Origin of the sequence: Prosthecobacter fluviatilis (genome assembly GCF_042655725.1) — a bacterium.
Taxonomy (GTDB): Bacteria; Verrucomicrobiota; Verrucomicrobiia; order Verrucomicrobiales; family Verrucomicrobiaceae; genus Prosthecobacter; species Prosthecobacter fluviatilis.
This window is the reverse complement of sequence record NZ_JBHSMQ010000013.1, coordinates 106,628-130,500: the sequence shown is the minus strand read 5'-3', so window position 1 is coordinate 130,500 and position 23,873 is coordinate 106,628. Positions and strand designations below refer to the sequence as shown.

General features: G+C 63.3%; 22 protein-coding genes. 11 read left to right on the top strand and 11 right to left on the bottom strand.

From position 1 onward, the window contains the following. Nucleotides 1-77: 77 nt before the first annotated feature. Nucleotides 78-1,808 carry a hypothetical protein gene (locus tag ACFQDI_RS23570; protein WP_377171647.1) on the top strand — a complete coding sequence of 577 codons (1,731 nt, stop codon included), beginning with the start codon at nt 78-80 and terminating at the stop codon, nt 1,806-1,808. Nucleotides 1,809-1,923: 115 nt separating this feature from the next. On the opposite strand, the gene ACFQDI_RS23565 is transcribed toward ACFQDI_RS23570, so the two are convergent. Further along, nucleotides 1,924-3,192 (bottom strand): Gfo/Idh/MocA family protein, encoded by a 1,269-nt coding sequence (locus ACFQDI_RS23565; protein ID WP_377171645.1) that lies wholly within the window; start codon nt 3,190-3,192, stop codon nt 1,924-1,926. 152 nt (nt 3,193-3,344) lie between these two features. On the opposite strand from ACFQDI_RS23565, the gene bioB reads away from it, so the two are divergent. Next, nucleotides 3,345-4,382, top strand: coding sequence for a biotin synthase BioB (gene bioB / locus ACFQDI_RS23560; RefSeq protein ID WP_377171643.1), 1,038 nt, complete (start codon nt 3,345-3,347; stop codon nt 4,380-4,382). A 103-nt stretch (nt 4,383-4,485) separates the two neighbouring features. After that, a complete protein-coding gene (locus ACFQDI_RS23555; RefSeq protein WP_377171641.1) occupies nt 4,486-4,755 on the top strand; it encodes a DUF3144 domain-containing protein in 270 nt (89 codons plus the stop codon). A gap of 34 nt (nt 4,756-4,789) precedes the next feature. On the opposite strand, the gene ACFQDI_RS23550 is transcribed toward ACFQDI_RS23555, so the two are convergent. The 5 genes from ACFQDI_RS23550 to ACFQDI_RS23530 form a co-directional block, all read right to left on the bottom strand. Continuing rightward, on the bottom strand, nt 4,790-5,269 hold the full coding sequence (locus ACFQDI_RS23550; RefSeq protein ID WP_377171639.1) for a hypothetical protein: 480 nt from the start codon (nt 5,267-5,269) through the stop codon (nt 4,790-4,792). 17 nt (nt 5,270-5,286) lie between these two features. Then, nucleotides 5,287-6,045 carry a purine-nucleoside phosphorylase gene (locus ACFQDI_RS23545; RefSeq protein ID WP_377171637.1) on the bottom strand — a complete coding sequence of 253 codons (759 nt, stop codon included), beginning with the start codon at nt 6,043-6,045 and terminating at the stop codon, nt 5,287-5,289. A gap of 89 nt (nt 6,046-6,134) precedes the next feature. Further along, nucleotides 6,135-7,061: a 2-dehydropantoate 2-reductase gene (locus tag ACFQDI_RS23540; protein ID WP_377171635.1), complete on the bottom strand. Its 927-nt coding sequence runs from the start codon at nt 7,059-7,061 to the stop codon at nt 6,135-6,137. Nucleotides 7,062-7,171: 110 nt separating this feature from the next. Further along, complete coding sequence (locus tag ACFQDI_RS23535) at nt 7,172-9,637, bottom strand: DEAD/DEAH box helicase (RefSeq protein ID WP_377171632.1); 2,466 nt, start codon at nt 9,635-9,637, stop codon at nt 7,172-7,174. 61 nt (nt 9,638-9,698) lie between these two features. Next, the gene (locus tag ACFQDI_RS23530; RefSeq protein WP_377171630.1) at nt 9,699-10,262 is read right to left on the bottom strand and encodes an HD domain-containing protein; all 564 of its coding nucleotides are present in this window, start codon (nt 10,260-10,262) and stop codon (nt 9,699-9,701) included. Between the two features lie 186 nt (nt 10,263-10,448). Between ACFQDI_RS23530 and epsC the strand changes: the two genes are divergently transcribed. The 3 genes from epsC to ACFQDI_RS23515 all read left to right on the top strand — a co-directional run bounded on the left by epsC (nt 10,449) and on the right by ACFQDI_RS23515 (nt 14,397). Further along, entirely contained in the window at nt 10,449-11,330 is an 882-nt protein-coding gene (gene epsC, locus ACFQDI_RS23525; RefSeq protein ID WP_377171628.1) for a serine O-acetyltransferase EpsC, read from the top strand. 2 nt (nt 11,331-11,332) lie between these two features. Further along, on the top strand, nt 11,333-11,959 hold the full coding sequence (locus ACFQDI_RS23520; protein WP_377171626.1) for a SprT family zinc-dependent metalloprotease: 627 nt from the start codon (nt 11,333-11,335) through the stop codon (nt 11,957-11,959). A gap of 107 nt (nt 11,960-12,066) precedes the next feature. Next, on the top strand, nt 12,067-14,397 hold the full coding sequence (locus ACFQDI_RS23515) for a heparinase II/III domain-containing protein (protein WP_377171624.1): 2,331 nt from the start codon (nt 12,067-12,069) through the stop codon (nt 14,395-14,397). Here ACFQDI_RS23515 and xerA read toward each other — a convergent pair whose 3' ends face one another. From xerA to ACFQDI_RS23490, 5 genes are all read right to left on the bottom strand, one after another. Next, on the bottom strand, nt 14,398-15,285 hold the full coding sequence (xerA, locus tag ACFQDI_RS23510; protein ID WP_377171622.1) for a site-specific tyrosine recombinase/integron integrase: 888 nt from the start codon (nt 15,283-15,285) through the stop codon (nt 14,398-14,400). It lies immediately after the preceding gene. 5 nt (nt 15,286-15,290) lie between these two features. Beyond that, nucleotides 15,291-16,079 (bottom strand): hypothetical protein, encoded by a 789-nt coding sequence (locus ACFQDI_RS23505; protein WP_377171620.1) that lies wholly within the window; start codon nt 16,077-16,079, stop codon nt 15,291-15,293. Nucleotides 16,080-16,102: 23 nt separating this feature from the next. After that, nucleotides 16,103-17,776 (bottom strand): FMN-binding protein, encoded by a 1,674-nt coding sequence (locus ACFQDI_RS23500; RefSeq protein WP_377171618.1) that lies wholly within the window; start codon nt 17,774-17,776, stop codon nt 16,103-16,105. A 66-nt stretch (nt 17,777-17,842) separates the two neighbouring features. Further along, on the bottom strand, nt 17,843-18,568 hold the full coding sequence (locus ACFQDI_RS23495; RefSeq protein ID WP_377171616.1) for a DUF434 domain-containing protein: 726 nt from the start codon (nt 18,566-18,568) through the stop codon (nt 17,843-17,845). Nucleotides 18,569-18,611: 43 nt separating this feature from the next. Beyond that, on the bottom strand, nt 18,612-19,259 hold the full coding sequence (locus ACFQDI_RS23490; protein WP_377171614.1) for a dihydrofolate reductase family protein: 648 nt from the start codon (nt 19,257-19,259) through the stop codon (nt 18,612-18,614). A 208-nt stretch (nt 19,260-19,467) separates the two neighbouring features. Between ACFQDI_RS23490 and ACFQDI_RS23485 the strand changes: the two genes are divergently transcribed. The 5 genes from ACFQDI_RS23485 to ACFQDI_RS23465 all read left to right on the top strand — a co-directional run bounded on the left by ACFQDI_RS23485 (nt 19,468) and on the right by ACFQDI_RS23465 (nt 23,854). Further along, the gene (locus ACFQDI_RS23485; RefSeq protein WP_377171612.1) at nt 19,468-19,950 is read left to right on the top strand and encodes a hypothetical protein; all 483 of its coding nucleotides are present in this window, start codon (nt 19,468-19,470) and stop codon (nt 19,948-19,950) included. A 149-nt stretch (nt 19,951-20,099) separates the two neighbouring features. After that, a complete protein-coding gene (locus ACFQDI_RS23480) occupies nt 20,100-20,666 on the top strand; it encodes a YceI family protein (protein WP_377171610.1) in 567 nt (188 codons plus the stop codon). Nucleotides 20,667-20,669: 3 nt separating this feature from the next. Beyond that, nucleotides 20,670-21,830 (top strand): type III polyketide synthase, encoded by a 1,161-nt coding sequence (locus tag ACFQDI_RS23475; protein WP_377171608.1) that lies wholly within the window; start codon nt 20,670-20,672, stop codon nt 21,828-21,830. Then, nucleotides 21,827-22,999 carry an FAD-dependent oxidoreductase gene (locus tag ACFQDI_RS23470; protein ID WP_377171606.1) on the top strand — a complete coding sequence of 391 codons (1,173 nt, stop codon included), beginning with the start codon at nt 21,827-21,829 and terminating at the stop codon, nt 22,997-22,999. The genes ACFQDI_RS23475 and ACFQDI_RS23470 overlap by 4 nt, the downstream gene beginning before the upstream one ends. A 3-nt stretch (nt 23,000-23,002) precedes the next feature. Further along, on the top strand, nt 23,003-23,854 hold the full coding sequence (locus ACFQDI_RS23465; RefSeq protein WP_377171605.1) for a methyltransferase domain-containing protein: 852 nt from the start codon (nt 23,003-23,005) through the stop codon (nt 23,852-23,854). Nucleotides 23,855-23,873 lie beyond the last annotated feature (19 nt).

The window sequence follows — 23,873 nt, the reverse complement described above, 5'->3', positions numbered from 1 at the left end:
CATACCCAGCTCCACGCGTTTTCCCCGCCACCACATCGTCACTTGCATCCCGCCGCCGCGTGCTTCATTCGCGGCGCTTGCAACCGCTCCACCTCATCGACGCCATCGGTCCCTTCTTTCGTGGGCATGACGTGCGTACGATCAACTGGTCCAAGATCCCCTGGCACCATCTGCCCAAGGCAGCCGGGCCTGAGGCGGATGCCTGGTGGGCGCAGGTGCGAGCGGATCTCACCCGCTTTGCCGAGCAGGCTGCGGCCTGGGGCTTCAACGCCGTCTCGCTCGATGATGTGACGCATCTGGCGGACCACGCCTGGCTGGAGCCCGAGCTGCGCGCGCGCATCGCCTACTGCCGCGAGGAGTTTGCGCGCTGCTTTGAGATCTTCACTTCATGCGGTCTGCAGGTGCATCTGACCATGGACGTCATGACCTACACACCCGAGCTGCGGCGGCGCATGGCGGAGTCCGGACGCGAGGTGAATGACTACCTGGCCGAGCTGCTCGATGGATTCTTTGTCAGCTTTCCGCAGGTGGCGGGCATCATTCTCCGCATTGGTGAATCGGATGGCAAAGGCGTGCACGATGAGTTTCGCAGCCAGCTTGTGATCCAGAAGCCCGCGCAGGCACGCCAGCTCCTTTGTGATCTGCTGCCCGTGTGCGAGAAGCACGCACGCCGCCTCATCTTCCGCACCTGGACGGTGGGGGCCTACCGCATCGGCGATCTCATGTGGCACCGCCGCACCTTCACCAGTGTGTTTGAGGGGCTCACCAGTCCGGCGCTGGTCATCTCGATGAAATACGGCGAGTCCGATTTCTTCCGCTACCTGCCGCTGAACTCCAACTTTTTCCGCACCGATGTGGCCAAGATCGTGGAGCTGCAGACGCGGCGCGAGTATGAGGGCTGCGGCGAGTATCCGAGCTTCACCGGCTGGGAGTATGAGCGCTACGCGCGCGAGCTGAAACACGCGAAGAACGTGATCGGCTGCATGGTGTGGTGCCAGACTGGCGGCTGGGTGCCTTTCCGCCGCATCGCACTCATCGACCCCGAGGCCATCTGGACGGACCTCAATACCTTCGTCACGATCCGCGTCATGAAGGACGGCATGCCGGTGGAGGATGCCGTGCGCGCCTTTGCCAAAGAGCGTGCGCTGGGAGATGCCGAGGCGTTGATCGAACTCCTGCGCTACTCCGACGAGGTCATCCGCGAGCTGCTTTACACCGAGGAATTCGCGCAGCAAAAGCTCTTCTTCCGCCGCGTGCGCATCCCGCCGCTGCTTCAGGTGTACTGGGGGAACATCTTCATCAATCACAGCGTCAAAAAGCTGCTGCGCTACTTTGTGCAGGAACCAGAGGCGGCGCTGCGCAGTGCCGCACGCTGCATGGACCGCCTGGAGCAAATGATCGCCCTAGCCCCGCGTGCGGGCGTGCCTGTGGCTGATCTGGAATACATGCGCGACACCTTCCGCCTGCTGGCGCTGGCGCGGGAGTACACCTTCACGGAGTTCACCCCCGAGATGGAGACGCGCCTGCGCGAGGCCAAGCGCGCCTACAAGGCCAAGTACCCCAAGCGCGGCCTGCGCGCCCGCTACCGCATCAAGACCGACTTCAAGCCCTTCTGGGTCAAGCGCCGCTATCTCGGCTGGGCCGTGGAGCTGCTCATGCGCCGCCGAAGAGGCTACCGTCTCATCGACCGCCTGCTCATCCTGCACGTGCTGTCCATGATCTACCGCATCATCGCCGTGCGGAAGCCGCACTGGATTCCCGGGTTCGCGAAGGAGAGCGCGATGGGCGTGGATGTGGTGTTTCGGTAAAAGTAGCCTTGTTGCTGTGCAACAAGGACAGCTTGCCTTCGTCCCACACCTCGCCGTAGTTCCTCATGCTTTGTTCTTGCGGAGCCTTTCCTTGTTCCGCAGGAACAAGGCTACTTTAAATCTTCGGCTCCCACCCCTTGCGGTACCCACCATCCCTGCCCCACAGCTTCAGCGCCTCCGCGTTGTCCAGCACCTTGCCGGTTTTGGGATCGCATTTCACCACGGTGTTCGTTCGGTAGGCCATGTTGCCGAGGTGGCACATCATGGTGCTTTTTTGGCCTTCGTCGATGGGGCTGTTCAGCTTGGCATTGCCACGGATGGCCTCGATGAAGTTGCCCATGTGCGCGGGGTCGCCGCCACCGGCTCCTTTGCCTTTGCTGATCTCGGCGCCCTTGGGGTCGTAGATGGTCCAGGAATCGCGCGCGATGCCCATGGTGCCGTTGTCGCCGTAGAAGATCACCTCCGCCAGCGGCTTCTCCGCAGCGCGCGGGTGGCTGCTGCTCTGCACCCATTCGCAGCCGGCGTGGCCGAAATCATACACCGCCGTGCCGGTGTCCGGCGTCTCCTGGGCGTCCTGGTAGAAGTAGCGGCCGCCGTTGTAGGTGGTGCGCAGGGGGTAGTCGCCCTTGAGGCCCCAGCGCAGGATGTCCAGGGTGTGGATGCCGTTGTTGCCCAGCTCGCCATTGCCCCAGTGCCAGAACCAGTGCCAGTCGTAGTGGGCCAGCTTTTTGAAATCGTGCTTCACATCATCCGGCACGGGGCCCTGCCACAGGTCGTAGTCGATGTCCGGAGAGGCGGGCTTCTCATTGGTGGCCACGGATTTGCGGGTGTTGTAATAGAAGCCACGGCCAAAGCGCACAGGCCCGATGGCGCCGCCGTGCAGGGCCTCGATGGCCTCCTTCATCCAGGTGCGGCGCTGATTGCCCATCTGCACCAGGCGGTCATATTTCTTGGAGGCCGCCACGATCATCTCCGCCTCCTGCGCGTTCTGGCTGCCGGGCTTTTCCACATAGACGTGCTTTCCGGCCTGCATGCACAGCAGCGCGGCGGGGGTGTGCCAGAAATTTGGCGTAGCGATGAAGACGGCGTCCAGCGTCTTGTCGTCCAAGATGGTGAGGAAGTCCTTCACGCCCACGCAGGAGACCTTCTGCGTGTCGTTCACCACCTTGAGACCCGCTTCGAGGCGCTTGGGGTCCACCTCGGCGAGGTAGGCGATCTCCACGTTCGGCAGCTTGAGCAGGGCCTGCACGTGCTGCATGCCACGCCCCAGCGCCACCACGGCCACCTTCACCTTTTTGCCGGCGGCATCCGCTGCGTAGAGTTTTGGAAGAGCAGAGGCTGCGGCAAGCACGGACGTTTGATGGAAAAAAGTGCGGCGGTTCATGATGGTGAGACCAAATCGGTGCCGGGGGGCGGGGTCTTGCGGGCAATCGAATCGTCCTCTTCCTCATCCGCCCCCTTCCGGGAGCTGGAGTAGGAGGAAGAGGAGGAGCAGGATTGCCAAAACGCGCTTTTTGCGCCAAGAATCCCCTTCACATGACTTTCGCCGACCTTCACCGCATCTATCACCAGCCCTTTTTCGACCTCCTCAAGCAGGCCCGCGCCGTGCATGACGAGCACTGGACCGGCAACGAGGTGCAGCTCTGCACCCTGCTGAGCATCAAGACCGGCGGCTGCAGCGAAGACTGCGGCTACTGCGCCCAGAGCGCCCGTTACACCACCGGCGTGCAGGCGGAAAAGCTCATGCCCAAGGAGCAGATCATGGAGCGTGCCCTGGCCGCCCGCGCCAGCGGCTCCACCCGCTTCTGCATGGGTGCCGCCTGGAAGGGCGTGCGCAAGGGCACCCAGAAATTTGACCAGGTGCTCGACATCGTGCGCGACGTGTCCAAGCTCGGCATGGAAGTCTGCGTCACCCTCGGCCAGCTGGGTGCGGAAGAAGCCACCGATCTCAAGGAAGCCGGTGTCACCGCCTACAACCACAACGTGGACACCTCCCCGGAGCACTACCCGAACATCGTCAGCACCCACACCTTTGAGGACCGCCTGAGCACCATCCGCCACGCGCAGGATGCCGGCATGTCCGTCTGCTGCGGCGGCATTCTCGGCCTCGGCGAGACCATCGAAGACCGCCTGAAAATGCTGGAAGTCATCTCCAACTTCAATCCCCAGCCCGAGAGCATCCCGATCAACGCCCTCATGCCCATCAAAGGCACGCCGATGGGCGACAACGAAGTCGTCGATTCCTTCGCCTTCATCCGCATGATCGCCGTCACCCGCATCGCCGTGCCGAAGGCCAAGGTGCGCCTCAGCGCTGGCCGCACCAATCTGAGCCGCGAAGCCCAGGCCCTCGCCTACTTCGCCGGTGCCAACTCCATCTTCTACGGCGACAAACTCCTCACCGCCGCCAACCCCCGCGCCAACGAGGACATGAAACTCCTCCGCGACCTCGGCCTCGCCCCCCAGGCCCCCAATCCTGAAATGGAAGCCCCCGAAGCCACCGAAGGCCGCCCGCTGATGCCCTGCTGCACCGAGGAGCACGCGTGTGAGATGGAAAAGGCGAACGGGTGCTGCTGACATAAGTCGAATTTCGTTGTGACGAGCCTTCGAATGAAAAAATCATCTCGAAGGCTTAGTTCAGCGGTTATTGCGGCACTCTTTGTCCCACAAGCACAAACCGATGAATGAAGCCCAGGAACCAGTCTCCCCAGAATTTTTCCAGTTGGTGGATCGTTTTATTGGCCTGGCCAATGAACTGACAAAAGATCACGCCACTTCGCGTGTTAGTTCGGTCATCCTCTATGCTGCGGCACGATACAACGCCCATTGCATGTGCGCTCTCGATCCTGAGGCTGAGCAAAACCGAACATCCGCTGCGGACTACTTCGTGGGGCAGTATCGAATAATGCTCGACGAGAACATCGATGAACTCCTCCGCGCTCCCAAGTGAGTCATCGCCTCTCTTTGTTTCGACTTCTTTTTGTTCAAGAAGCCGCTGCCGCCATGGTTTTCTGCTGAAGCTCCGCAAAAAGTTCGTCTTCACGAGGCGACCAAAACAATTCCAGATGTTGGAGTTCTGAAAACTTCTCCAACAGTTTGCCAAGCCGATTGATGGCTGCTGTATCAGCTGAAATGGAGAAGCTTGCGCATCCTGCATCTGGCTCGTCCCCATGATTGTTGAAGGTGAACTGAATGGCACAGCGACCAACACCGCCAATTGTATAAGCACGAATGACCAGATGCCGGTACATTCGGTCTTCTTTTCGAGGGCTGCCATATTTAAACTCCACCTCATCACCGATGTGCTTTGGAAAGTCCTGAAGACTCGCAGCAAATTGCTTCAGGCATGGAACGCCGGTGTAGAAATCGAGCCCACCCGAAAATCGACCATTTTCTGCGCTAAGATTGAGCTGCACATGATACGGCTCCTCGTAGGGGAAGCGCTGGATGCGGATGGAACTCATAACAGATAAAGAACAGCTCACACCGCCGCCTTCAGCAACCGCGCCAGATACATCCCCGCCGTCTTCCCCACCTCCACCACCTCCGCGTGGTGCAGCGTCTGCGCTCTCAAGCCAGCAGCCCAGTTTGTGAGCATCGAAATGCCCGCCACTTCCATGCCTAAAGCACGCGCTTGAATGGCCTCCGGCACAGTGGACATGCCGACGGCATCCGCACCCAGTGTGCGCAGCATGCGGATCTCCGCCGGGGTTTCGTACTGCGGGCCGAGCAGCGCGGCATAGATGCCTGCATGCAGCTTCAGGCCGATCTCCACACTGGCGGCGTGGAACTTCTCGCACCACGTGCGCGAATAAACTTCGCTCATGTCATGGAAGTGTGGGCCGCCGAGCAGCGGGGTGGTTCCTTGGAGATTGATGTGGTCGGTGATCAGCATCAGGCCACCCACATGGAAGTTTTCATGGATCGCGCCCGCTGCATTCGTGAGCACGATGCGCCTCACACCGATCTCATGCATGAAGCGGATGCCCGCCGTGACCTCATGCGCGGTGAGCCCTTCATACAAATGCCTGCGGCCCTGTGCCAGCAGGATGGGTTTGCCATGATGATGGACCAAGACAAAACGCCCTGCATGCCCTGGCACCGTGGAGGCGCTGAGGCCGGGCACCTCCGCATAGGGCACTTCACATTCGATGCCAAAACCCTCCGCCACGCCGCCGAGGCCGGAGCCGAGTACGATGGCGGTTTCAGGACGGGCGTTTTGTAAAGCAGTGAGTGACATGGGCGTGAGCAAAGTGGTCCGTATAGTCTCTGTGCGGAGATCGTCGTCATGAGACGCTCGTCTGACCGCACAGGGGACTGTGCGGACCACTATCTGGCGGCAATGCGTGCCTTCAACTCCTGATACAACCTCTCCACCCGCGGCATCTCAATTCCCGCCGCCTTCGCCTGGCGCACCGGCTCGCCCCAGATCGCCTCCAGCTCCACCTCGCTGCCGGAGAGGAAATCAATGAGGCTGCTGGGCTTGTAGGCGGACATGGTGCGCGTCCGCTCGATCATGTCATCGATCAGCGACAGCGGGATCTCATGCCCGAGCCGTCCTGCTGTCTCGATGATCTCACGCATCAGATCGCGCACACGTTTTTCCAAAATCGGATCGGCCAGGATGGCAGCGGTGTCCTTGTTTCCTGCGGCGATGGACAGGCCGTTGAACGGAATATTCCACACCAGCTTCTTCCACCGCGCCGCGATCAAACTCGGCTCCACCTTGCACTGAATGCCGCAGCGCTGAAGCTCCGCTGCCAGCACCTCCGTGCGTACCTGCGGCGCACCGCTGTGCTCGCCGAGCGCGATCTGCCCCTGCGCGATGTGGTGGATCTCTCCGGGGGCCGTGCGGTTGATGCACACAAAGCACAGCCCGCCCAGCACATGCGCGGAGCCAAAGTGCCGCGCCAGAAAGTCATCGCTGCCCAGGCCGTTTTGCAGCGTGAGGATCATCGTCTTGGAGTGCAGCAGCGGCGGCAGCAAAGAGAGCAGCGCCTCATTCGCCGTCGCCTTCATGGCGATGATCACCAGGTCACACTCCCCGATCTCCGCCGTGCTGCGGTGGCAGAGCACCTGAGGCAGATCGAAGTCGCCATGCAGGCTGCGGATTTTGAGCCCATGCTGCTTCACATGCTCATAGTCCGAGCGCATGAGGAAATGCACCTCATGCCCATGCTGCGCCAGCCGCCCGCCATAGTAGCAGCCGACGGCGCCTGAGCCGACGATGGCGATCCGGGGGTGGTCGAGATTCATATTTCCAGTGTGTCCGGCATTCGTGATTCTTCAAATCTTCACAGGTCAGAAGTAGAGCGGGCAATCCTGCCCGCGTCGGACGCGTTCTCACACGGGCAGGATTGCCCGTGCTACTTCACCATCAAATAATGCCGCGTCTTGCCGTGCCGCTGCTTGTTCGTCAGCGGCGGCAGGTCGAGGTGGAAGAAATGTCTCAGCGTTTTGGTGTGGTGCTTCAGGGTCTGTTTCGCCGCCTCCTTCAGCTCCTTCCATCTCCGCCACGGATGATCCGGCGCATGCGTGATGTGCCTTAGCAAACTCAGCCATTCCACATACGCGCGGGAGATGTCCCCTTCCGCGATGCCGGCTTTGAGATCCTGCGCGCCGGGCTGCTCGGGATGCAGCAGGGCATCCAGCAGCTCCGCCGCGCCTTCGCCGTAGTCTTCCGGCAGGCCGTTGTCGAGATAGCCCTGATGATTGACGAAACCATAGGTGCCACGGCACACCGCCGCGAGACGCTCGGAGCCGCAGGTGAGAGGCAGGTCAAACTTGGAACCGCTGCGCAGGTTCGCCATGTGGTGCACCAGCTCATCGGCGTGGTAGCTCTCATCCTCCAGCGCGGCCACGATGGCCAGGCCCTCGCCATGCTGGAAAAAGCTGAAGATCTCCCCGCGCCGCGTGGGCACGCCGTCGGCATCGATGAGCCCGAGCGAGCGCCAGGAGTGGATGGGCGATCCGCCACGCGGCTGGCGGTCGGTCGTGGTGGTCTCGGCGGTGTTCACGCCGGTTTCATTCTTCACCACGATGCTGCGCTCCTGTGGCATGAAAAGCAGACGGCCATGCGCGTCTTCATAAGCCATCACCTCGACGGGCGAGAGGTCAAAGCACGCGAAGACGAGATTCTCCTTCATCACCGTGCCGATAAATTCCGGGGCCACATCCTGGATGGCCTCCTCCACGCTGGCGAGGATGTGCCGGGCCAGTTCTCCCGCATGCAGCACGGTGATCTCCTCCAGCGGCACGGTCTCCGCGTTGCGCGGCAGCTTGAGCAGCCGACGGATGGACTTGGTGGGCTTCACCTGATCTTCCACCGGCGTGCCGAGGCTGATCTCCACGCCATAGATCACATCCTTCTCGCGGCGGATTTTCCCCACGCGCCCGATGCCATGTGCAAACCTGGCGGCAAAGGCGGGCACGCCCAGCACGGCATGCACACGGCTCAGCGGCACGCGCTGCAGCGCATGCTTGTGTTTGCGCTCCCACTCACCTTGGGAGTTGAGCACCTGCTTCTCCGTGGCTTCGAGTCCGAAGAGCGCCTTCGCATTCTCCTGCTGCTGCGGCACCACATCCGGCTCCAGCTCCTCCAGCCCGAGCAGCGGCGGTACCTTGGCAAAGAGCCTGCCCGCAAAGCGTGTGGCCGCATCAAAGGGGTTCTCCTTCTGCAGCGCGGCGTGCTTCATCACGCGCAGAAAAATCGGCCAGGCCAGCAGCTCGCTGCGGTGCAAGCGCGCGGGGCGTGCGTCAAAGATGGAAGGGCTGTCGCGGCTGGTGATGACGTGGCCCTTGTCATCCAGCCCGCGTCTTCCGGCGCGGCCGTACATCTGCAGCAGCTCATCGGGTGTCAGCTTGTGCTCGCTTTTGCCATCATGAAAGGTGGTGCCCGCCACATGCACGCTGCGCACCGAGAAATTGATGCCTGCCGCCAGTCCCATCGTTGCCACGATCACGCGGAGCTGCCCCGCCTTGGCCAGCGGCTCGATCACCCCTGCACGTGCGCCATACGAAAGGCCGCTGTGGTGGAAGGCGATGCGCTTCTCGATCAGCGTGGCCAGGTCCTTGCCGCACACGGCGCGCTGCTCGGGTGTGAGCTCCATCGGATCTCCCAGCGGCAGATCCGCCGCCAGACGGCGTGCGATCGACTCCGCCTCCTTGCGCCGGGGCGCAAAGATCAGCAGCGGCGCGAGGTCTCCCATCATCACCGCTGCGGCAAAGCGCGGCCAGTAGTTGTGAAACTGCTTCTGCCGCTGCGGCAGCGTTTCCATGGGCACCTCCTCCAGCGGCACGGGGCGCTCGCGCGTCATCACCACCTCGGCCTTGCGGCCCAGACTCGTTAGCCACGTCGCCACGTCCTCCGGATTCGCCACCGAGCCGCTCAGCAGCAGCAGGCGTGTGTCCAGCGGCGCCAGCGCGACGGTGGCCTCGTAGTTGGCACCGCGCGAGTGGTCTGAGATCATCTGGTATTCATCGATGACGAGCAGAGCAGGCCCCTCGCCGCGCACCAGCCGTTCCAGCTGCGTCTCCAGCGTGGCCACCACCACCGGTGCGTCCACATTCTCCGCGATGTCTCCTGTGGCGATGCCCACATTCCACTTCGCCTCCTTCCACTCCGCATACTTGTCATTCGCCAGCGCGCGTGTGGGCACGGTGTAAATGGCCTGCCCTTGCAGATGACGTCCCTGATGCAGCAGCTCAAAGATGTACGTCTTGCCCGCCCCGGTCGGTGCGCTCACCACCACATCGCTGCCGGTGCGAAGCAGGTTCACGGCCTGATGCTGCCAGGGATCGGGAAGCTTGAGCTGGTTGAGGGATGGTAGCACGACTCCTGCCTGTAGAGCGGCGTCGCACAGCCTGCAATGTTCGCGGTTGAAAACACTGCTTTTAAATTGATGCGAGCAGCTTGCGCAGATTCATCCGCGCCCGTTCCTCGAACCGTTCGCAAGCCCAGGTGCTGAGGTACAAGGGGCGGCGGTTCAGAAAGCTCCGCAAAATTTCCGCGCGCTTCTCCGCATACATCGCCGCAGGCACCCAGGCATACTCTCTCCGGATCTGCCGCTCATACTCCAGCACACGCTCCATCGGCTGTGCAAAGATGGCCAGATCGATGTCGATGATCCACGCATCATCGGGTCCGCCTCCTGGCTGGTGGGATTTCGTCAGCAGGATGAGACGCACCACTTCGCGCGTCATCTCGCCTTCTCCCAGGGCTTCCACTGCCATCTGTGCGCTCAGCGCCTCGTTTTCGCCGCTCTGGGGATCGTACACCGCGTCATGAAACCAAAGCGCCATCTCGATGGGGTCAGGATGTGAGATCAAGCCCGACATCCTGGCCTCATCAAGAATGAGCAGGCATTCCTGCAGGTGCTGGAGCGTGTGGTAGGCGCGCTGCGGCTCCGAGTAGGCGGAGAGGAGCTTTTCATGCCAGGCCAGGGCATCGCCAGTCATGCCGCACCGCTGCCAGAGAGACTGCCAGCTTTTCAAATCGGTTCTGCAGCCGTCCATACGCCGCTACGGATGGAATGGGCACCGCGATGCGTCAAAGCGAACCTGCGCAAGCACGACTTATTCACAGCAATCATCTCGTGCCAGCGCTTGAATCCAGATCACAGCGCGGTATCGCTGAGTGCACCCATGGATTGCCGCCAAAATGAAATCGTTTCCAGCCTGATGGCCTCGTATCACGAGGTGGGCGGGATCAACCACGTCGATTGCGGCAATCTGCCCTCGAAACGCGCCATCGCGGTGCTTTGCGAAGATCTCCTGCACCTGCTCTTTCCCGGGTTTTTCTCGGATGAGGCCGTGACCTCCCAGGAGCTGGAGCTGATGACGAATGAGCTCGTCTCCAGCATCCGCGAACGTCTGAATGTCGAGGTGCGCCGCAGCCTGCGGCTGAATGGCAGCCATGAAAACCGCGATGCCGAGGCCGCCGACATCGTGTGCAGCTTTCTCATGCGCCTCGCGGAGGTGCGCGCCCTGCTGAAAATGGACGTGGAGGCCGCCTATGCGGGCGACCCCGCCGCGCGCGGTTTTGAGGAGATCATCCTCGCCTATCCGGGGCTGGAGGCCATCGCCATCCAGCGCACGGCGCATGTGCTTTATCAGAAAAACGTCCCCGTCATCCCGCGCATGATGACGGAGTGGGCGCACAGCCGCACCGGCATCGACATCCATCCCGGCGCGGAGATCGGCACGCACTTTTTCATCGACCACGGCACAGGCGTGGTCATCGGCGAGACCGCCACGCTCGGCAATCACGTGAAGCTCTACCAAGGCGTCGGCCTGGTGGCGCGTTCGCTGGCCGCCGGGCAGGCGCTGCGCGGCAAAAAACGCCACCCCACGCTGGAAGACCACGTCACTGTCTATGCCAATGCCACGATTGTCGGTGGCGACACGATCATTGGTGAGCGCAGCACCATCGGCGCCAACGTATTCATCCTCGAGTCCGTCGCACCCGACATGCTCTACGCCCTCGGCGATCAGGAGCACAAGGTGCAGGTCAAAAAGAAGAAGTGAGCATGTTCGACCTCTCCCAGCTCAGTTTTGATTTCTCCGCGCTGCCGCACTGGGTGCCCTTCCGCACCGTGAAAGATCTCACACCCGCGCCAGAGCCAAAATCCAATGCGGAAGAGCCTCTTCTGGATGGTCGTGATGCAGAGCTGGAGGAGCAGACGCGTGCCATGCTGCTGGCGCTGGGCATGCCCGGCGGGGCCAAGCTCGTCACCGTCACCTGGAATGCCCGCCTGCGCAGTACAGCAGGCTACGCGCGCTATCCGGGATGGGAAATCGAGCTCAATCCGCTCCTGCGTGACTTTGAAGGCCAGGTGGAGCGCACCCTAAAGCATGAGCTGGCGCATCTGATCGCCTACCACCGCAGCGGCCGCCGCCGCATCGAGCCCCATGGCCGTGAGTGGCGCCAGGCCTGTGCGGACCTCGGCATCCCCGGAGAAAAGGCCCACCACCGCCTGCCGCTGCCGCGCAATGAGGTCGAGCGCAAGCTCACCTACGCCTGCCCCGTCTGCAAAACGACAGTGCAGCGTGTGCGCAAGTTCCGCCGCCCCACCGCCTGCCTGAAATGCTGCCGGCTGCATGCGGGCGGGCAGTACGACGGCCGTTTCCGGCTTGTGCTGCTGAGCGGGAATTAGTTGTCAGGCGGCGCTTCTTTCCGCCAAGCTCGGGCTTCCGAACTGCGTTTATGCTTGACCTAAGTGCCACCACCCGCTGGTTTAGCGCCACTCTCACCCTTTCCGTCATGAAAACCGCCTCGCGTTTCTTCTCCCTTGCTTCCATCTGCCTGCTCGCTGCCTCCGGCGCCAGTGCGCAGCTCGCGGAAGAGTTCCATGTCTGGACGAACACGGCTGGCAAGCAGGTCGAGGCGACCCTCGTCTCGGTCGATCCCGTGGCCAAGACGGTGAAGATCAAAACCAAGGACGGGCGTGAGTTTGATGTGGCCATCGCCAACCTCAGCCCCGCCGATTTCACCTATGCCAAAGCGCGCTATGCCGCCATGCAGGCCGCCCCGCCTGCCGCCGCCATGGCGCCTGCGGCACCGGCAGGAACCCCTCCGGCCACGCCACCTGCCGCTCCTCCGGCTGCCGCCGCCAAGGCCACCGCCGCGAAGAAGCCCGCCCCTCCGAGGCCGGCGATCACGGTGGTTCCGGTGTCCAAATTCAAGGCCCCTTCGGCCAACGACTATCTCAGTGGCATCGCCAAAGTGCGCCCCCGCCTCATTCACAACGCGGCGGGCTGGGCAGCGCTGAAGGGGCAGCTGGCCGCTGATCCCGTGCTGGCAAAAATGATGGAGTCCATGAAGGCTTCCGGGGAGGACCTGCTGCTGGACCCTGAGCTGACACGCATCAATGGCGACACCGGCGGTGAAGGCCCCAAGGCCGTCTATCGCATCGGCCTGCTCGGAGCCCTGCACTACTGCGACGGAGATCTGAAATGGCAGGACAAAGGCACCAAGGAACTCCTGGCACTGGCAGACAAAGTCTCCTTCCGCGACTGGCACCCCGAACTCATCGACAATGTCACGGACATGGTGGTGGCCACAGTCCTGGGCTACGACTGGTTCCGCGCCGGACTGAATGCAGAGCAGGCCGCGACCGTGCGCACCTGCCTGGCAGAAAAGGGCATCGGGGCGCTCATCGCCCATCTGGAGGGGGAGGAGATCCCTGAAAGCGCCAAAGGCACCTCGGGCGGCCAGTCCGGTACCAAGGCGAAAGCACCGCCTGCCAAGGCTCCTGCCAAACCCCAGGCAAAGCCTGATACGGGCAAGCTCCTGCCCGACAGCAAGCAGATGGCTGCCGCCACGGCTCTCCTGCTCTCCGCCATCTGCCTTGTGGATGAAGAGCCCGGCGTCGCCAAAAAAGCGGCGGACGCCGCCGCCAAAGTCTTTGGCAAAGGCATCGTGCGCTTCGCTCCTGCCGGTGTCTGGCCCGAGGGCCTGCAGGCCGGTGAGACTGTCATGGACTATGTGGCCATGCTCTCCCAGTCGCTCAAATCCGCCGCAGGCAAGGACCTCAACATCAGCCTGCTGGAAGGCATCCCGCAGTTTGCCGTGGCCCGCATGCACCTGATGGGCCCCACCGGGCAGATCTTTAACTTCGGAGACACCAAGGGGGCCGTCTCACTGCGTCCGTGGGTCACCACCTGGCTGTGCGGCATCGCTGGAAACCCGGGCATCCGCGCTGTGGCAGCCGCCGGCAAGCAGCCGGTCACTTCCGCCTACTTCGGCCAGGTGGGCAACTTCATCTACTACAATCCCCACGCTGCCGGAGACGGCACGGCGGACTCGATGGACTACGCCCAGCCCGGTGGCTTTGTGGCCACCTCCCGTTCCGGCTGGGAAAAGGCGGACTACTTCGTCGCCGTGAAAGGCGGGGACAATGAAGACACAACCGCGCAGCTGGACATCGGCAGCTTTGTGCTGGATGCCGGCGGTGAGCGCTGGGGCATCGAACTCGGTGCCGAGCAGGACAAAGCGCCCGGCTTTGAAGTCAAGCCAGGCGCGGACCGCACCAAGCGCTTTGCCCTCTACATCGAAAACACGCTGGGGCAGAACACGCTGTCAATCGATGGCAACCAGCAGGATCAGGATGCCAAGGCGTCCGTGCTTCTGGGGTATTCGACTCCGGAGCGCGGCACCGCTGTGGTGGACATGACCAAGGCCTACTCAAAGCCTGCCAAGGATGTGCACCGCGGCATCATGGTGGTGCGCGGCACCAAGCCCTACGTCGTGCTGCAGGATGACCTGGTCATGAAAAACACCGGCAGCATCACCTGGAGCATGCACACCAAGGCCGAGATCAGCGCCAGCGGCACGAGCGCCAAGCTGACGCAGGGTGGCAAGACGCTGGTGGCCACGATTGTTTCGCCGGCCAACGCCACCTTCAGCTCCGCAGAGCCGCCTGAGGCCGCCACCGAGCAGTCACGTGATCTGGTGCGTGAAAAGGTGCATGTGCTCAAGGCGTCTGTGGACGGAGCCAAAGGCCCGCAAAGCCTGTGCATCACCTTTGCGCTGGATGAGGCTGCCACCCACACTGCCACACCCGTCGCCACCTGGGGCGCGCCGAAGAAGTGATCACGCCCGCGGGTGCGCGGCCTCATAGACCTCCTTCATCCGCTGCGTGGAGACGTGCGTGTAAATCTGGGTGGTGGAGAGGCTTGCATGCCCCAGCAGCTCCTGCACGCTGCGCAGGTCCGCGCCGTTGTTGAGCAGGTGCGTGGCAAAGCTGTGGCGCAGCTTGTGGGGCGTCAGGTGCACCGGCAGGCCGGAGGCGCGCCAGTATTTCATGATCACATCATCCACAGCCTGGGCCGTGATGCGCGTGCGCAGCTTGCTCAGAAACAGCGGCCCGTCATGCACCCCGGCCTTGGCGCGGTAGCGCTGCACCGCCTCCAGCGCCTTGGATCCCACGGGGCAGATGCGCTCTTTCCTGCCTTTGCCAAACACGCGCACGGTTTCCGTGTAGGTGTCGATGTCCGCCACATTCAGCGCCACCAGCTCGCTCAGACGCATGCCTGTGCTGTAAAAGAGCTCCAGGATGGCCGTGTCGCGCTCCGGCGCCCACACCGCGTCACGCTTGGACTTCTCCAGCGTCAGCGGCAGCGCCAGCATGGCCTCCACCTGCGCCACGGTCAGCACCACCGGCAGCTTCTTTTCACGCTTCGGCAGCTGCACCTCCAGCAGCGGGTTGGTCTTCCAGCCACGGCGTCGTGTCAGCCATTTGAAGAAGCTGCGCAGCGCCGCAAACTGCAGACGGATCGTTGCCCGCCCGCGCTCCTGCTTCATCAGGTCAAACAGGAAGGCGCGGAAGTCATCCGCCGTCAGCTCGCTCCAGCCTTTGAAAGGCGTGCGCCATTCGCGGAACTGCCGCAGGGCCAGCTCGTAGTTTGCCAGCGTGCGCTCCGAGGAGCGGCGCTCCACCTCCATGAACTCCAGAAACGCAGTGGCGAGCGGGTCCTCCATGGCGTTCAGCCTTCGGTCCGTTTCGCACGGCACACGTTGCAGATTTCATCGCCGGAATCCAGCACGCGGAAGTCCAGCTGCGCATCATCCAGCTCCGTCTTTTTGCACACCGAGCACTGGTGGAAAAAGGTGCCCTCGGAAACCTTTGCCGCCTCAAACCGGCTGCGGCGCGAGGCCACCTGCGACATGCGCGCGCGTTCGCTGACGAAACCCGGGCCGAAGGCCACGAAAAAGTTCAGGTGTGCCAGCAGCACCGGAAACAGCAGCCCGGGATTTCCCATGACGAGAAAGGCCGTCATCCCCGCGCTCAGGGCCGCCACCCATTTCATTTTCACCGGCAGGATGAAGTAGATGTAGATCTCCTCATTTGGAAACAGCGCCGCAAAGGCAAACAGCAGCGTTTGGTAGAGAAACATCCCCGGCGCAGGCCAGTGAAACACCAGCGTCCCCACCGTCACGGCGGTCATCCAGCCGAAGATGTACAGATTCACCCGGAAGGCCCCCCACTCCGACTCCAGTCCGCGGCCGATCCACATGATGAACATCGTGCCGATCAGCGCCCAGATGAGCGAAAAATTTCCCGGGATGAACACATGCGTGAACAGGCGCCAGACCTCCCCGTGCATGACCAGCACCGGATTCAGCTCCAGAAACTGCAGGTAGGCCGCCGCGCCCTCCGGCGACATCACCATGACCATGAAGAGCACCAGCAGCTGAAACATGGCGATGATCTGCACCAGGCCGGGGATGGCGAAGCGGCCGAATTTGGACTCGAGTTTGGAAATGAAGGGCATGTTTGGGGTTTCGTAGTCCGGTTTCAGCCCGGAGCCAAGAGAAGAACGAGCGCCACGCACAGCGCGGCTGCCCAATCGCGCACGCCGAGACGGTCTCCATCTCCTGTAAAGCGCAGCAGCTTGAAGAGCGCCCCCGTGGGGCAGCCATAGCGGCAGTAGGCCAGCGGTGTGAAGAGGGAGAACAGCAGGCCGCCGAGGGCGATGCCGATGCTGGCCCACCCCGCCACGCGAAACACATACGCATCAAAGGGCTCCAGTGCGTTCAGGTTTACCGGCAGCGCGAAGGCCACGCTGAACAGCACGAGCGTCAGCAGCAGGAAGGGGATCTTGGAAAGCAGTGCATCGGCCTTCTTTGACGGAGACCACTGCCACGGCAGCCGCCGCACCGCCAGCTGCTGCAGCGCCCCATGCGGGCAGATGTGGTGGCAGTAGAGCTGCTTGCCCGTAAACACCGGCCCCAGCAGCGCCACCGCCGCCAGCAGCACCAGCCCCTGCGCCGTACGCCACGGCGTGCCATGCGCGGCCCATCCGGCCAGCAGCCCCTGGGAGAGCATCTCTCCGGCGATGAACCCGCCATACACCACCAGCAGCGCATGGTGCAGGTGGCGGCACCACGCCCGGCCACGCAGCGGTGTGAAGGCCATCACAAACGCCGCCAGCAGCACCAGCGCATGCCCGCTGTCCTGCCAGCGCCAGCGCTCGCCCATCTGCTGCCACCAGCTGCGGCGGGCCTCCTTTTCCTTCAGCAGGTTCTCCGCACGCACCCGCACGCCCTCGGCGATGCCGTAGCTCGTCTGTGTCGCGCCGGACACGCCCTCCACACCCGCCGCATTGAAGTCGATGTGAGCGATCTGCTCCGTCGTCATGCCATCAAAGGTTTTCAAAAACGCCGGATCGCCCGTCACGTAGCCCACATACTGCTCCGTGTCATAGCTGCGCCGCAGGGCTATCCCGCGCAGCGTGCCGCCGCTGGCGTCCATCAGCATGAAGGTGTCGCTCGGCCCCTTGTAGCCCACCGTGCCGTCAGAGGCTGGCGCGGTGCGCACTGCCAGCGCGATGATTGTGCCCTTTTCATCCAGCACCTCCTGAGAGCCCGGGTGAGCCTTCGACTCACGCAGCTTCGCCGCCTTGGACTCCAGCTTTTGCACCTCCTCCAGCGTGATCCCATCGGGAAAGCGCAGAGATGTCGTGGCGCTCTTGCCCATCCGCCGCAGCACGCCTTCGGCGATCGCGCTGCTCGTCAGCGTCGCGCCCGTCACAGCCTGTGGCTGCAGGCTGGCCAGCTCCGCCGCCTTTTTTCCGGCGAACTGCTTGAAAAACGCACGCTCCCTCACCACCTCCGCCACGTGGTCCGTCGTGTCCCCGCTCCCCAGGATGCGCAGCCCCAGCACCTTGCCGCGTGAATCCAGCGCGATGAGCGTGTTCGTCGGCCCTGAGTAACCGATGATGTCATCTCCCTCCGGAGAAGTCTGCATCACATGCCCGAGGGTGATGCCCGATTCATCCTTCACCGCCTGCATGCCGTTTTGGGAGACCAAAGCCGCCGCCGCCGGAAAGAAATCGCGCACCCGCTCCACCGTCAGCACCACCGCCCCTGCCGGCGGGTTTCCGCGCTGTATCGCCAGCACTGCCAGCACCAGCAGCCCCACGCGCCAGAGGCGCAGGGCGGTGGATTTCCAGCGGTTGGATTTGGGCATTCGTGAACATCATGGAAGCTCAGGACAAATCAACCCACCGCAGCATTCACCTCTTCGCCACACCCTTCACTTCCCCAGCTCCACCACCCACGCCTGCCCGCAGCGCCCGCCCAGGATCAGGTCTGCGGCCAGATTGTACCAGCCCGCCGCGCCATCGATCACCACCGCATCCGAACTCACCACCACCACGTCGCGTGCAGCGATGAGAGTGCTGTCGGGATTGAACACCGCCTCCACCGTCCACGGCCAGCCATGCTGCTCCCCCAGCTCACGGATGCGTCCTGCCAGCCGCCCGCTGTTGGAGACGGGCTTGTCCAGCAGCCAGTGCACGGAGGCCGTGTGCAGCTCCGCCAGGCGCTCCCCCACGAGGGCCAGTGCCGCGTCCGTCTCTACCACAGCATGGTAGGAACCGTGGACGCTGGACATGTCACGCAGGCAGCCGTCACGGCCGCGCAGCAGCACGCCCCCGCTCAGCGCCGCCTCCAGGCTCACCAGCAGGTTGAAGCCGTCCACCATCACCGCACGCCCCCGCAGCGCCTCTGCTGGCAGGTGCTGCCTCGCCCGTGCCACGCGTGCCGCATCGCCGCAGGCGGCACGGCATGCGGCCAGGCGCTGGCGCTCCCGCAGCTCGTGGCGGTCTCCCACCAGCTTCACTGCCGAGTTTCGCGCATACCCCCGGCTCAGCAGCCACGAGAGCTCCGCCACCGCCACCCGCAGCGCCGGCACCGCTTGCGCACCAAACAGCTCTTCGTCCGCCGGGTGCCTGCCACGATGTCTTTCCGCGCTGCTCATGATAGGGCCATCCATACCAGAGGCGGCTGTTTGAGACCAGTCCTCATTGCCGCGTCAGCACCAGATGCGTCGCCCACTCCGTCGCCGCATGCCGGGTGCATGAGTAGCCCAGCTCCACCAGATTGATCCCCTCAAACAACCGCTCGCCCGAGCCAAGCACGATGGGTGAGATGGCGATGTGCAGTTCATCGATCAGCCGTTCCTGAAGATACTGCCGGATGGTATCCGCCCCGCCGCCGATGCGCACATCCCTGCCGCCTGCGGCCTCGCGCGCTCGCTCCAGTGCCGCGTGAATCCCGTCCGTCACAAAATGAAACGTCGTGCCGCCCTCCATCACCAGCGGAGCGCGCGGATGGTGCGTCAGCACAAACACCGGCATGTGGTACACCGGATTGTCTCCCCACCAGCCTTTCCAGCTCTCATCCGGCCATGGCCCCCGCACCGGCCCGAACATGTTCCGGCCCATGATCCACGCGCCGACATTGTCAAAACCCCGCGCTGCAAAGTCCTCGTCGATCCCGGTCTCTCCGTCCGCCTTTCCAAACAGCTTCGACTGAAACGTCCGCGTCGGGAAAGCCCACGCATGCAGTCTCGTCCCGCCGATCCCCAGCGGATTCTCCAGGCTCTGCTCCGGCCCTGCGCCAAAGCCGTCGATGGAGAGTGTGTAGCTTTCGACGCGGAGTTTGCTCATGGTTTTTTTTATCCCCTCCATCGCTGCTTAAAAAGATAAAAAGACATTCAATGGAAACAGAGGGTGTACTGGATCGAGCGCGGTCCGGGTAGAAGAGACATGTCGGTGAGATTGAGTATCATTGGCATCAAGCCTGCCAGTCAGGATTTGGTTGAACGGCCATCAGCCTGTGGGAGACTCAGGCTTCTGAGGTAGAGACTTGAGTCGAATGAAGCGCTTCCAATGCATGCTGGGTTTTCTGCTGCTGCTTGCCTACGCAGGCACGGCCACAGCGTTTATGCCGGCGTTGGTTGCGGTGCTGGCCGTGCTGGATGGCAGCCATCGCGTCATGGTCTGCCGCACGGAGCAGGGCACGCAGGTGCGTCTGCACCACCGTGAAGATGACTATACCCCGGAGGTGTGCGACCACGCAGGGGTGCTGGGGCGGCTGGCCGTCAGCCTCTGCCGTCCGGCCTCGGAGGGAGACCACAGCCTGGCCACGAGCCAGGTGCCAGGCACCCTGACCAGCCCGGATGATGAGGCCAAGCGCTTCTGCAAGGACAGGCAGCTCTGCAGCCAGGAGCCGGTACGTTTTGACGGTCGGCAGGCGCGGGCGGTCCAGCAGATCGTGTTCGAGACCGCACTGCGCGCTGGCTGCGGCAGCCGCGAAGAGGTGCTGCGCGAGATCGCGACCATACGCCTGCGGGTTTGACATCTGTGGCAGCAAAGCTGCACACCTCCGGCGTATGCTTCAGGGACGTCTCCTCAGATCAAAACGCCCCCTGCGCGCATGCCGTCAGTCATCCTTCTGGTCTCGTATCACTGGCAGCCCGGCTGCCCCCTGCCTTCCCACGCTCACCCATGAACAAATCTCTCTGCTTCTTTCTCCTCCTGGCCGGCACCGCGCTGGCAGACACCTCCCGCTGGTCCGGTACCAGCTCCATCACCTTCGACGGCACCTCCACGCTCCATGACTGGGGCGGCAAGGTGGAGGCGAAGCCTTTTGTCACCACCGTCACCACGGATGCGGCGGGAAACCCCGTGAAAGTGGAGGCCACAGTGACTGTCGAGGTGGCCAAGATGGACACCGCCGAGGCGAAGCGCGACGAAAACATGCGCAAGGCCATGCAGGCTGCTGCCCATCCTCTCATCACCGGCGTCATTGACGCCCCCTTCTCCGCCATCCGTCAGGGAGATGCGGCGCCCGCCACCCTGCCGCTCAAGCTCACCATGCTGGGAAAGACACAGACCCTCACCGGCAGGATCAGCCGCTGGAAACAGCAGGGAGACAAAGCCAGCTTTGATCTCGACTTCGACCTCTCGCTCAAAAAGAGCGACATCAAGGTCCCTTCCGTGCTTTTCGTCATCCGGGTGGGCGACACGATCAAGGTGCATGCCGCTGTCTCCCTGAAACGCAATCCCTCCTGATCCATGCCCGCCTTCATTCATCACATCGCCACGGAGACGCCGGAGTTCATCTACAGCAATGAGTTCACACGCCGGCGCATGCAGGGCTGGGTGTCCGAGCCGCGCGCCAAGCGGCTCGTCGAGATGATCTACGACCGCACCGGAATCGAGACGCGCTACAGCGCCTGCGCCGACTTCATGCAGGAAGACGGGGAGCTCTTCCGCACGCAGCCGGATGGCTCGATGAACGCGCCGACCACCGGCCAGCGCAATGCGCTGTATGCCAGAGCCTCGCGTGAGCTGGCGGTCAGGCTGGCGCGCAAGACGCTGGCGGAGTGCCCGCACTTTGCCAAGGAGGAGATCACGCACATCGTGTTTGCCTCCTGCACCGGCTTCGCCAACCCGGGGCCGGACTACCACATCATCCGCGACGTGGGGCTGAACGAAAACGTGGAGCGCTACACCGTCGGCTTCATGGGCTGCTACGCCGCCTTCCCGGCGCTGCGCATGGCGGCGCAGTTTTGCGAGGCCAATCCGCAGGCCGTGGTGCTGGTGATGTGCCTGGAGCTCTGCTCGCTGCACCTGCAGGTGAGCGACAGGCCGGAGAGCATCGTGGCCAATGCGCTGTTTGCAGACGGGGCGGCCGCGGCCATCGTCAGCGCACGCGAGCCGGCGCATGACCGGCCCTTTTACCGCATGGCGGGATTTCATTCGGCGCTCGTGCCCTCCAGCGAGGCGCACATGGCCTGGGACATCGGCGACCACGGTTTCAACATGGTTCTCTCTGCGTATGTGCCCGACCTCATCGGCAGCAACATCCGCGAAATGCTCGGTGGCATCCTCGACAAGCGCGGCCTCACGCCGGAGGACATCGACGAGTGGGCGGTGCACCCGGGCGGGCGCGCCATCCTTGAGCAGATCGAGCAGCAGCTCGCCCTGCCTGCCACGGCGTTGGAGATGTCCCGCGGCGTGCTGCGCGATTACGGGAACATGAGCAGCCCCACCGTGATGTTTGTGCTCAAAGGGTTTCTTGAGGAGGCGGAGACAGACCGCGCCACGACCTGCGCCATCGCCTTTGGCCCGGGCCTCACGGTGGAGACGGCGGTGCTGGAACGCTGCGGTGTGGCTATCCCGCCTGCGGAAGCCGTGCAGCCCGCCATCGTGCCCCAGACCGCCGTGTTATGAAAGCCACCGACTACGACGTCATCATTGTCGGCGGCGGGCCTGTGGGCCTGCTGCTGGCCAGCCTGCTCAGGCAGCAGGGGCGGCGCATTCGCGTGCTGGAGCGGCGCACCGAGCCCATCGCGCATTCAGCGGCCATCGGCATCACACCGCCTTCGCTTCACATTTTGGAAAAGCTGGGCCTGGCCTCGGAGTTCATCAGCAGCGGAGTGAAGGTGCGCGACTGCTTTGTGCACGGCCAGCGCGGGCAGCTTGGCTGCGTCTCATTCCGCGAGATCCCTGACGAGCACCGCTTCATACTCTCGCTGCCGCAGGTCAGCACCATCGCCCTTTTGCAGAATCATCTCGGGCAGGAGCACATCAAGACCGGTTGCGAGGTCAGCCAGGTGCGGCAGACAGCGGACCACTGCGAGGTGCTGGCCGGCGGGCGCAGGCTCACGGCGCGCTTTGTGGTGGCGTGTGATGGCAGCCGCAGCTCCGTGCGCAGCATCATCGGCATGCGTGCTCCAGGGCGCTCCTATGACTGCCACTTCGTCATGGGAGACTTTGTGGACCGCAGCAGCTTCGGAGACGAGGCGCACCTCTACTTCACTGCGGCGGGCTCGGTGGAGTCCTTTCCCCTGCCCGGCGGCCAGCGCCGCTGGGTGGTGCAGACAGACACACGCATGGACCGCCCGCCTCCCGGCCTCGTCAGCCTGCTGACCAGGCAGCGCACCGGCATCGACGTGCCGGTGGCGGACCAGGTCAATGAGAGCGTCTTCACGCCGCGCAAGTTCAACTGCGACCGCTACTACGACGGGCGCATCATCTTCTGCGGAGACGCTGCGCATGGCATGAGCCCCGTGGGCGGCCAGGGCATGAACACCGGCTTTGCCGACGCGGAGTTCCTCGCTGAAATCCTGACGCGCAGCGATCCGCTCAAGCTGCTGCCCGCCTACAACCGCTACCGCCGCAAGGCCGTGAAAACAGCCATCTTCCGCGCCGAGTGGGGCATGTGGCTGGGCACCTGGCGTGGGCATGCACGCTCCTTGCTGCGGGACTTCGTTTTGAAATACCTGCTCTGCCAGGGGCCTGTCTCCAAACACATGGGGTCCTTTTACGCCATGCTCACCATCCCTTTCAACACCCTCAAACGCGTCCCTGCCGCCAGCCTGCAGCCGCGCCCGCTCTGACTCATGACCACCACCACGCCCGAATACATCCCCACCATCGACGGCGCCGCCGCCCACTACGACGACCTGGACCAGTTTTACCGCGAGATCTGGGGTGAGCACATCCACCACGGCGTCTGGCTCACTGGCCGCGAAACCGACACGGAAGCTGCGGAAAATCTCATCCAGATCGTCGCCGATCTCGGCCACCACAGCCCGGGGCAGGAGGTGTGCGACATCGGCTGCGGCTACGGCACCACGGCGCGGATCCTGGCCCAGCGCCACGGGGTGAACATCACCGGCATGACCATCTCCGCCGTGCAGCTCGCCTATGCCCAGGCCAACAACTCCGTGCCCGGCAAGACTCATTTCATGCTGCGCGACTGGTATGACAACCAGCTGCCGGACAACCACTTCGACATCGTGCAGACGGTCGAAAGTCTGGAGCACATGCCCGACCTTCCCGGCTTTTTCCGTGAGTGCTACCGTGTCATGAAACCCGGCGGCCGGCTGGTCGCCACCGCGTGGATGTCCTGTGAGAATCCCGATGCCTTTGCCCGGCGCCATTTCATCGACGCCATCACCCGTGAGACGCAGATCGCCGGAGTCAGGCCGGAGAGCGAGTTTCGCGCCGCCACGGAGGGGGCCGGTTTTGTGAACTACCAGTGCAAGGACTACGCCCGGCAGGTCAAGCGCACCTGGCCGCTCTGCGCCCTGCGCACCGTGAAAGGTCTGCTGACGAAATCGCACTACCGCCGTTTCCTGTTCAGCTCCCGTAATCCGAACCGTATTTTCGCCCTGACTTTGTTCCGCATCTGGCTCGCCTATGAGCTGGGCATCCAGCGTTACGGCGTCTTCAGCGCCGAAAAGCGTTGAACCACACCCAGAACTGACT

Coding starts and splice junctions, on each gene's coding strand:
- ACFQDI_RS23565 (WP_377171645.1), bottom strand. CDS start 3,192: ATGAACCGCCGCACTTTTTTCCATCAAACGTCCGTGCTTGCCGCAGCC.
- bioB (WP_377171643.1), top strand. CDS start 3,345: ATGACTTTCGCCGACCTTCACCGCATCTATCACCAGCCCTTTTTCGAC.
- ACFQDI_RS23555 (WP_377171641.1), top strand. CDS start 4,486: ATGAATGAAGCCCAGGAACCAGTCTCCCCAGAATTTTTCCAGTTGGTG.
- ACFQDI_RS23550 (WP_377171639.1), bottom strand. CDS start 5,269: ATGAGTTCCATCCGCATCCAGCGCTTCCCCTACGAGGAGCCGTATCAT.
- ACFQDI_RS23545 (WP_377171637.1), bottom strand. CDS start 6,045: ATGTCACTCACTGCTTTACAAAACGCCCGTCCTGAAACCGCCATCGTA.
- ACFQDI_RS23540 (WP_377171635.1), bottom strand. CDS start 7,061: ATGAATCTCGACCACCCCCGGATCGCCATCGTCGGCTCAGGCGCCGTC.
- ACFQDI_RS23530 (WP_377171630.1), bottom strand. CDS start 10,262: ATGACTGGCGATGCCCTGGCCTGGCATGAAAAGCTCCTCTCCGCCTAC.
- epsC (WP_377171628.1), top strand. CDS start 10,449: ATGGATTGCCGCCAAAATGAAATCGTTTCCAGCCTGATGGCCTCGTAT.
- ACFQDI_RS23520 (WP_377171626.1), top strand. CDS start 11,333: ATGTTCGACCTCTCCCAGCTCAGTTTTGATTTCTCCGCGCTGCCGCAC.
- ACFQDI_RS23515 (WP_377171624.1), top strand. CDS start 12,067: ATGAAAACCGCCTCGCGTTTCTTCTCCCTTGCTTCCATCTGCCTGCTC.
- xerA (WP_377171622.1), bottom strand. CDS start 15,285: ATGGAGGACCCGCTCGCCACTGCGTTTCTGGAGTTCATGGAGGTGGAG.
- ACFQDI_RS23505 (WP_377171620.1), bottom strand. CDS start 16,079: ATGCCCTTCATTTCCAAACTCGAGTCCAAATTCGGCCGCTTCGCCATC.
- ACFQDI_RS23500 (WP_377171618.1), bottom strand. CDS start 17,776: ATGCCCAAATCCAACCGCTGGAAATCCACCGCCCTGCGCCTCTGGCGC.
- ACFQDI_RS23495 (WP_377171616.1), bottom strand. CDS start 18,568: ATGAGCAGCGCGGAAAGACATCGTGGCAGGCACCCGGCGGACGAAGAG.
- ACFQDI_RS23490 (WP_377171614.1), bottom strand. CDS start 19,259: ATGAGCAAACTCCGCGTCGAAAGCTACACACTCTCCATCGACGGCTTT.
- ACFQDI_RS23485 (WP_377171612.1), top strand. CDS start 19,468: ATGAAGCGCTTCCAATGCATGCTGGGTTTTCTGCTGCTGCTTGCCTAC.
- ACFQDI_RS23480 (WP_377171610.1), top strand. CDS start 20,100: ATGAACAAATCTCTCTGCTTCTTTCTCCTCCTGGCCGGCACCGCGCTG.
- ACFQDI_RS23475 (WP_377171608.1), top strand. CDS start 20,670: ATGCCCGCCTTCATTCATCACATCGCCACGGAGACGCCGGAGTTCATC.
- ACFQDI_RS23470 (WP_377171606.1), top strand. CDS start 21,827: ATGAAAGCCACCGACTACGACGTCATCATTGTCGGCGGCGGGCCTGTG.
- ACFQDI_RS23465 (WP_377171605.1), top strand. CDS start 23,003: ATGACCACCACCACGCCCGAATACATCCCCACCATCGACGGCGCCGCC.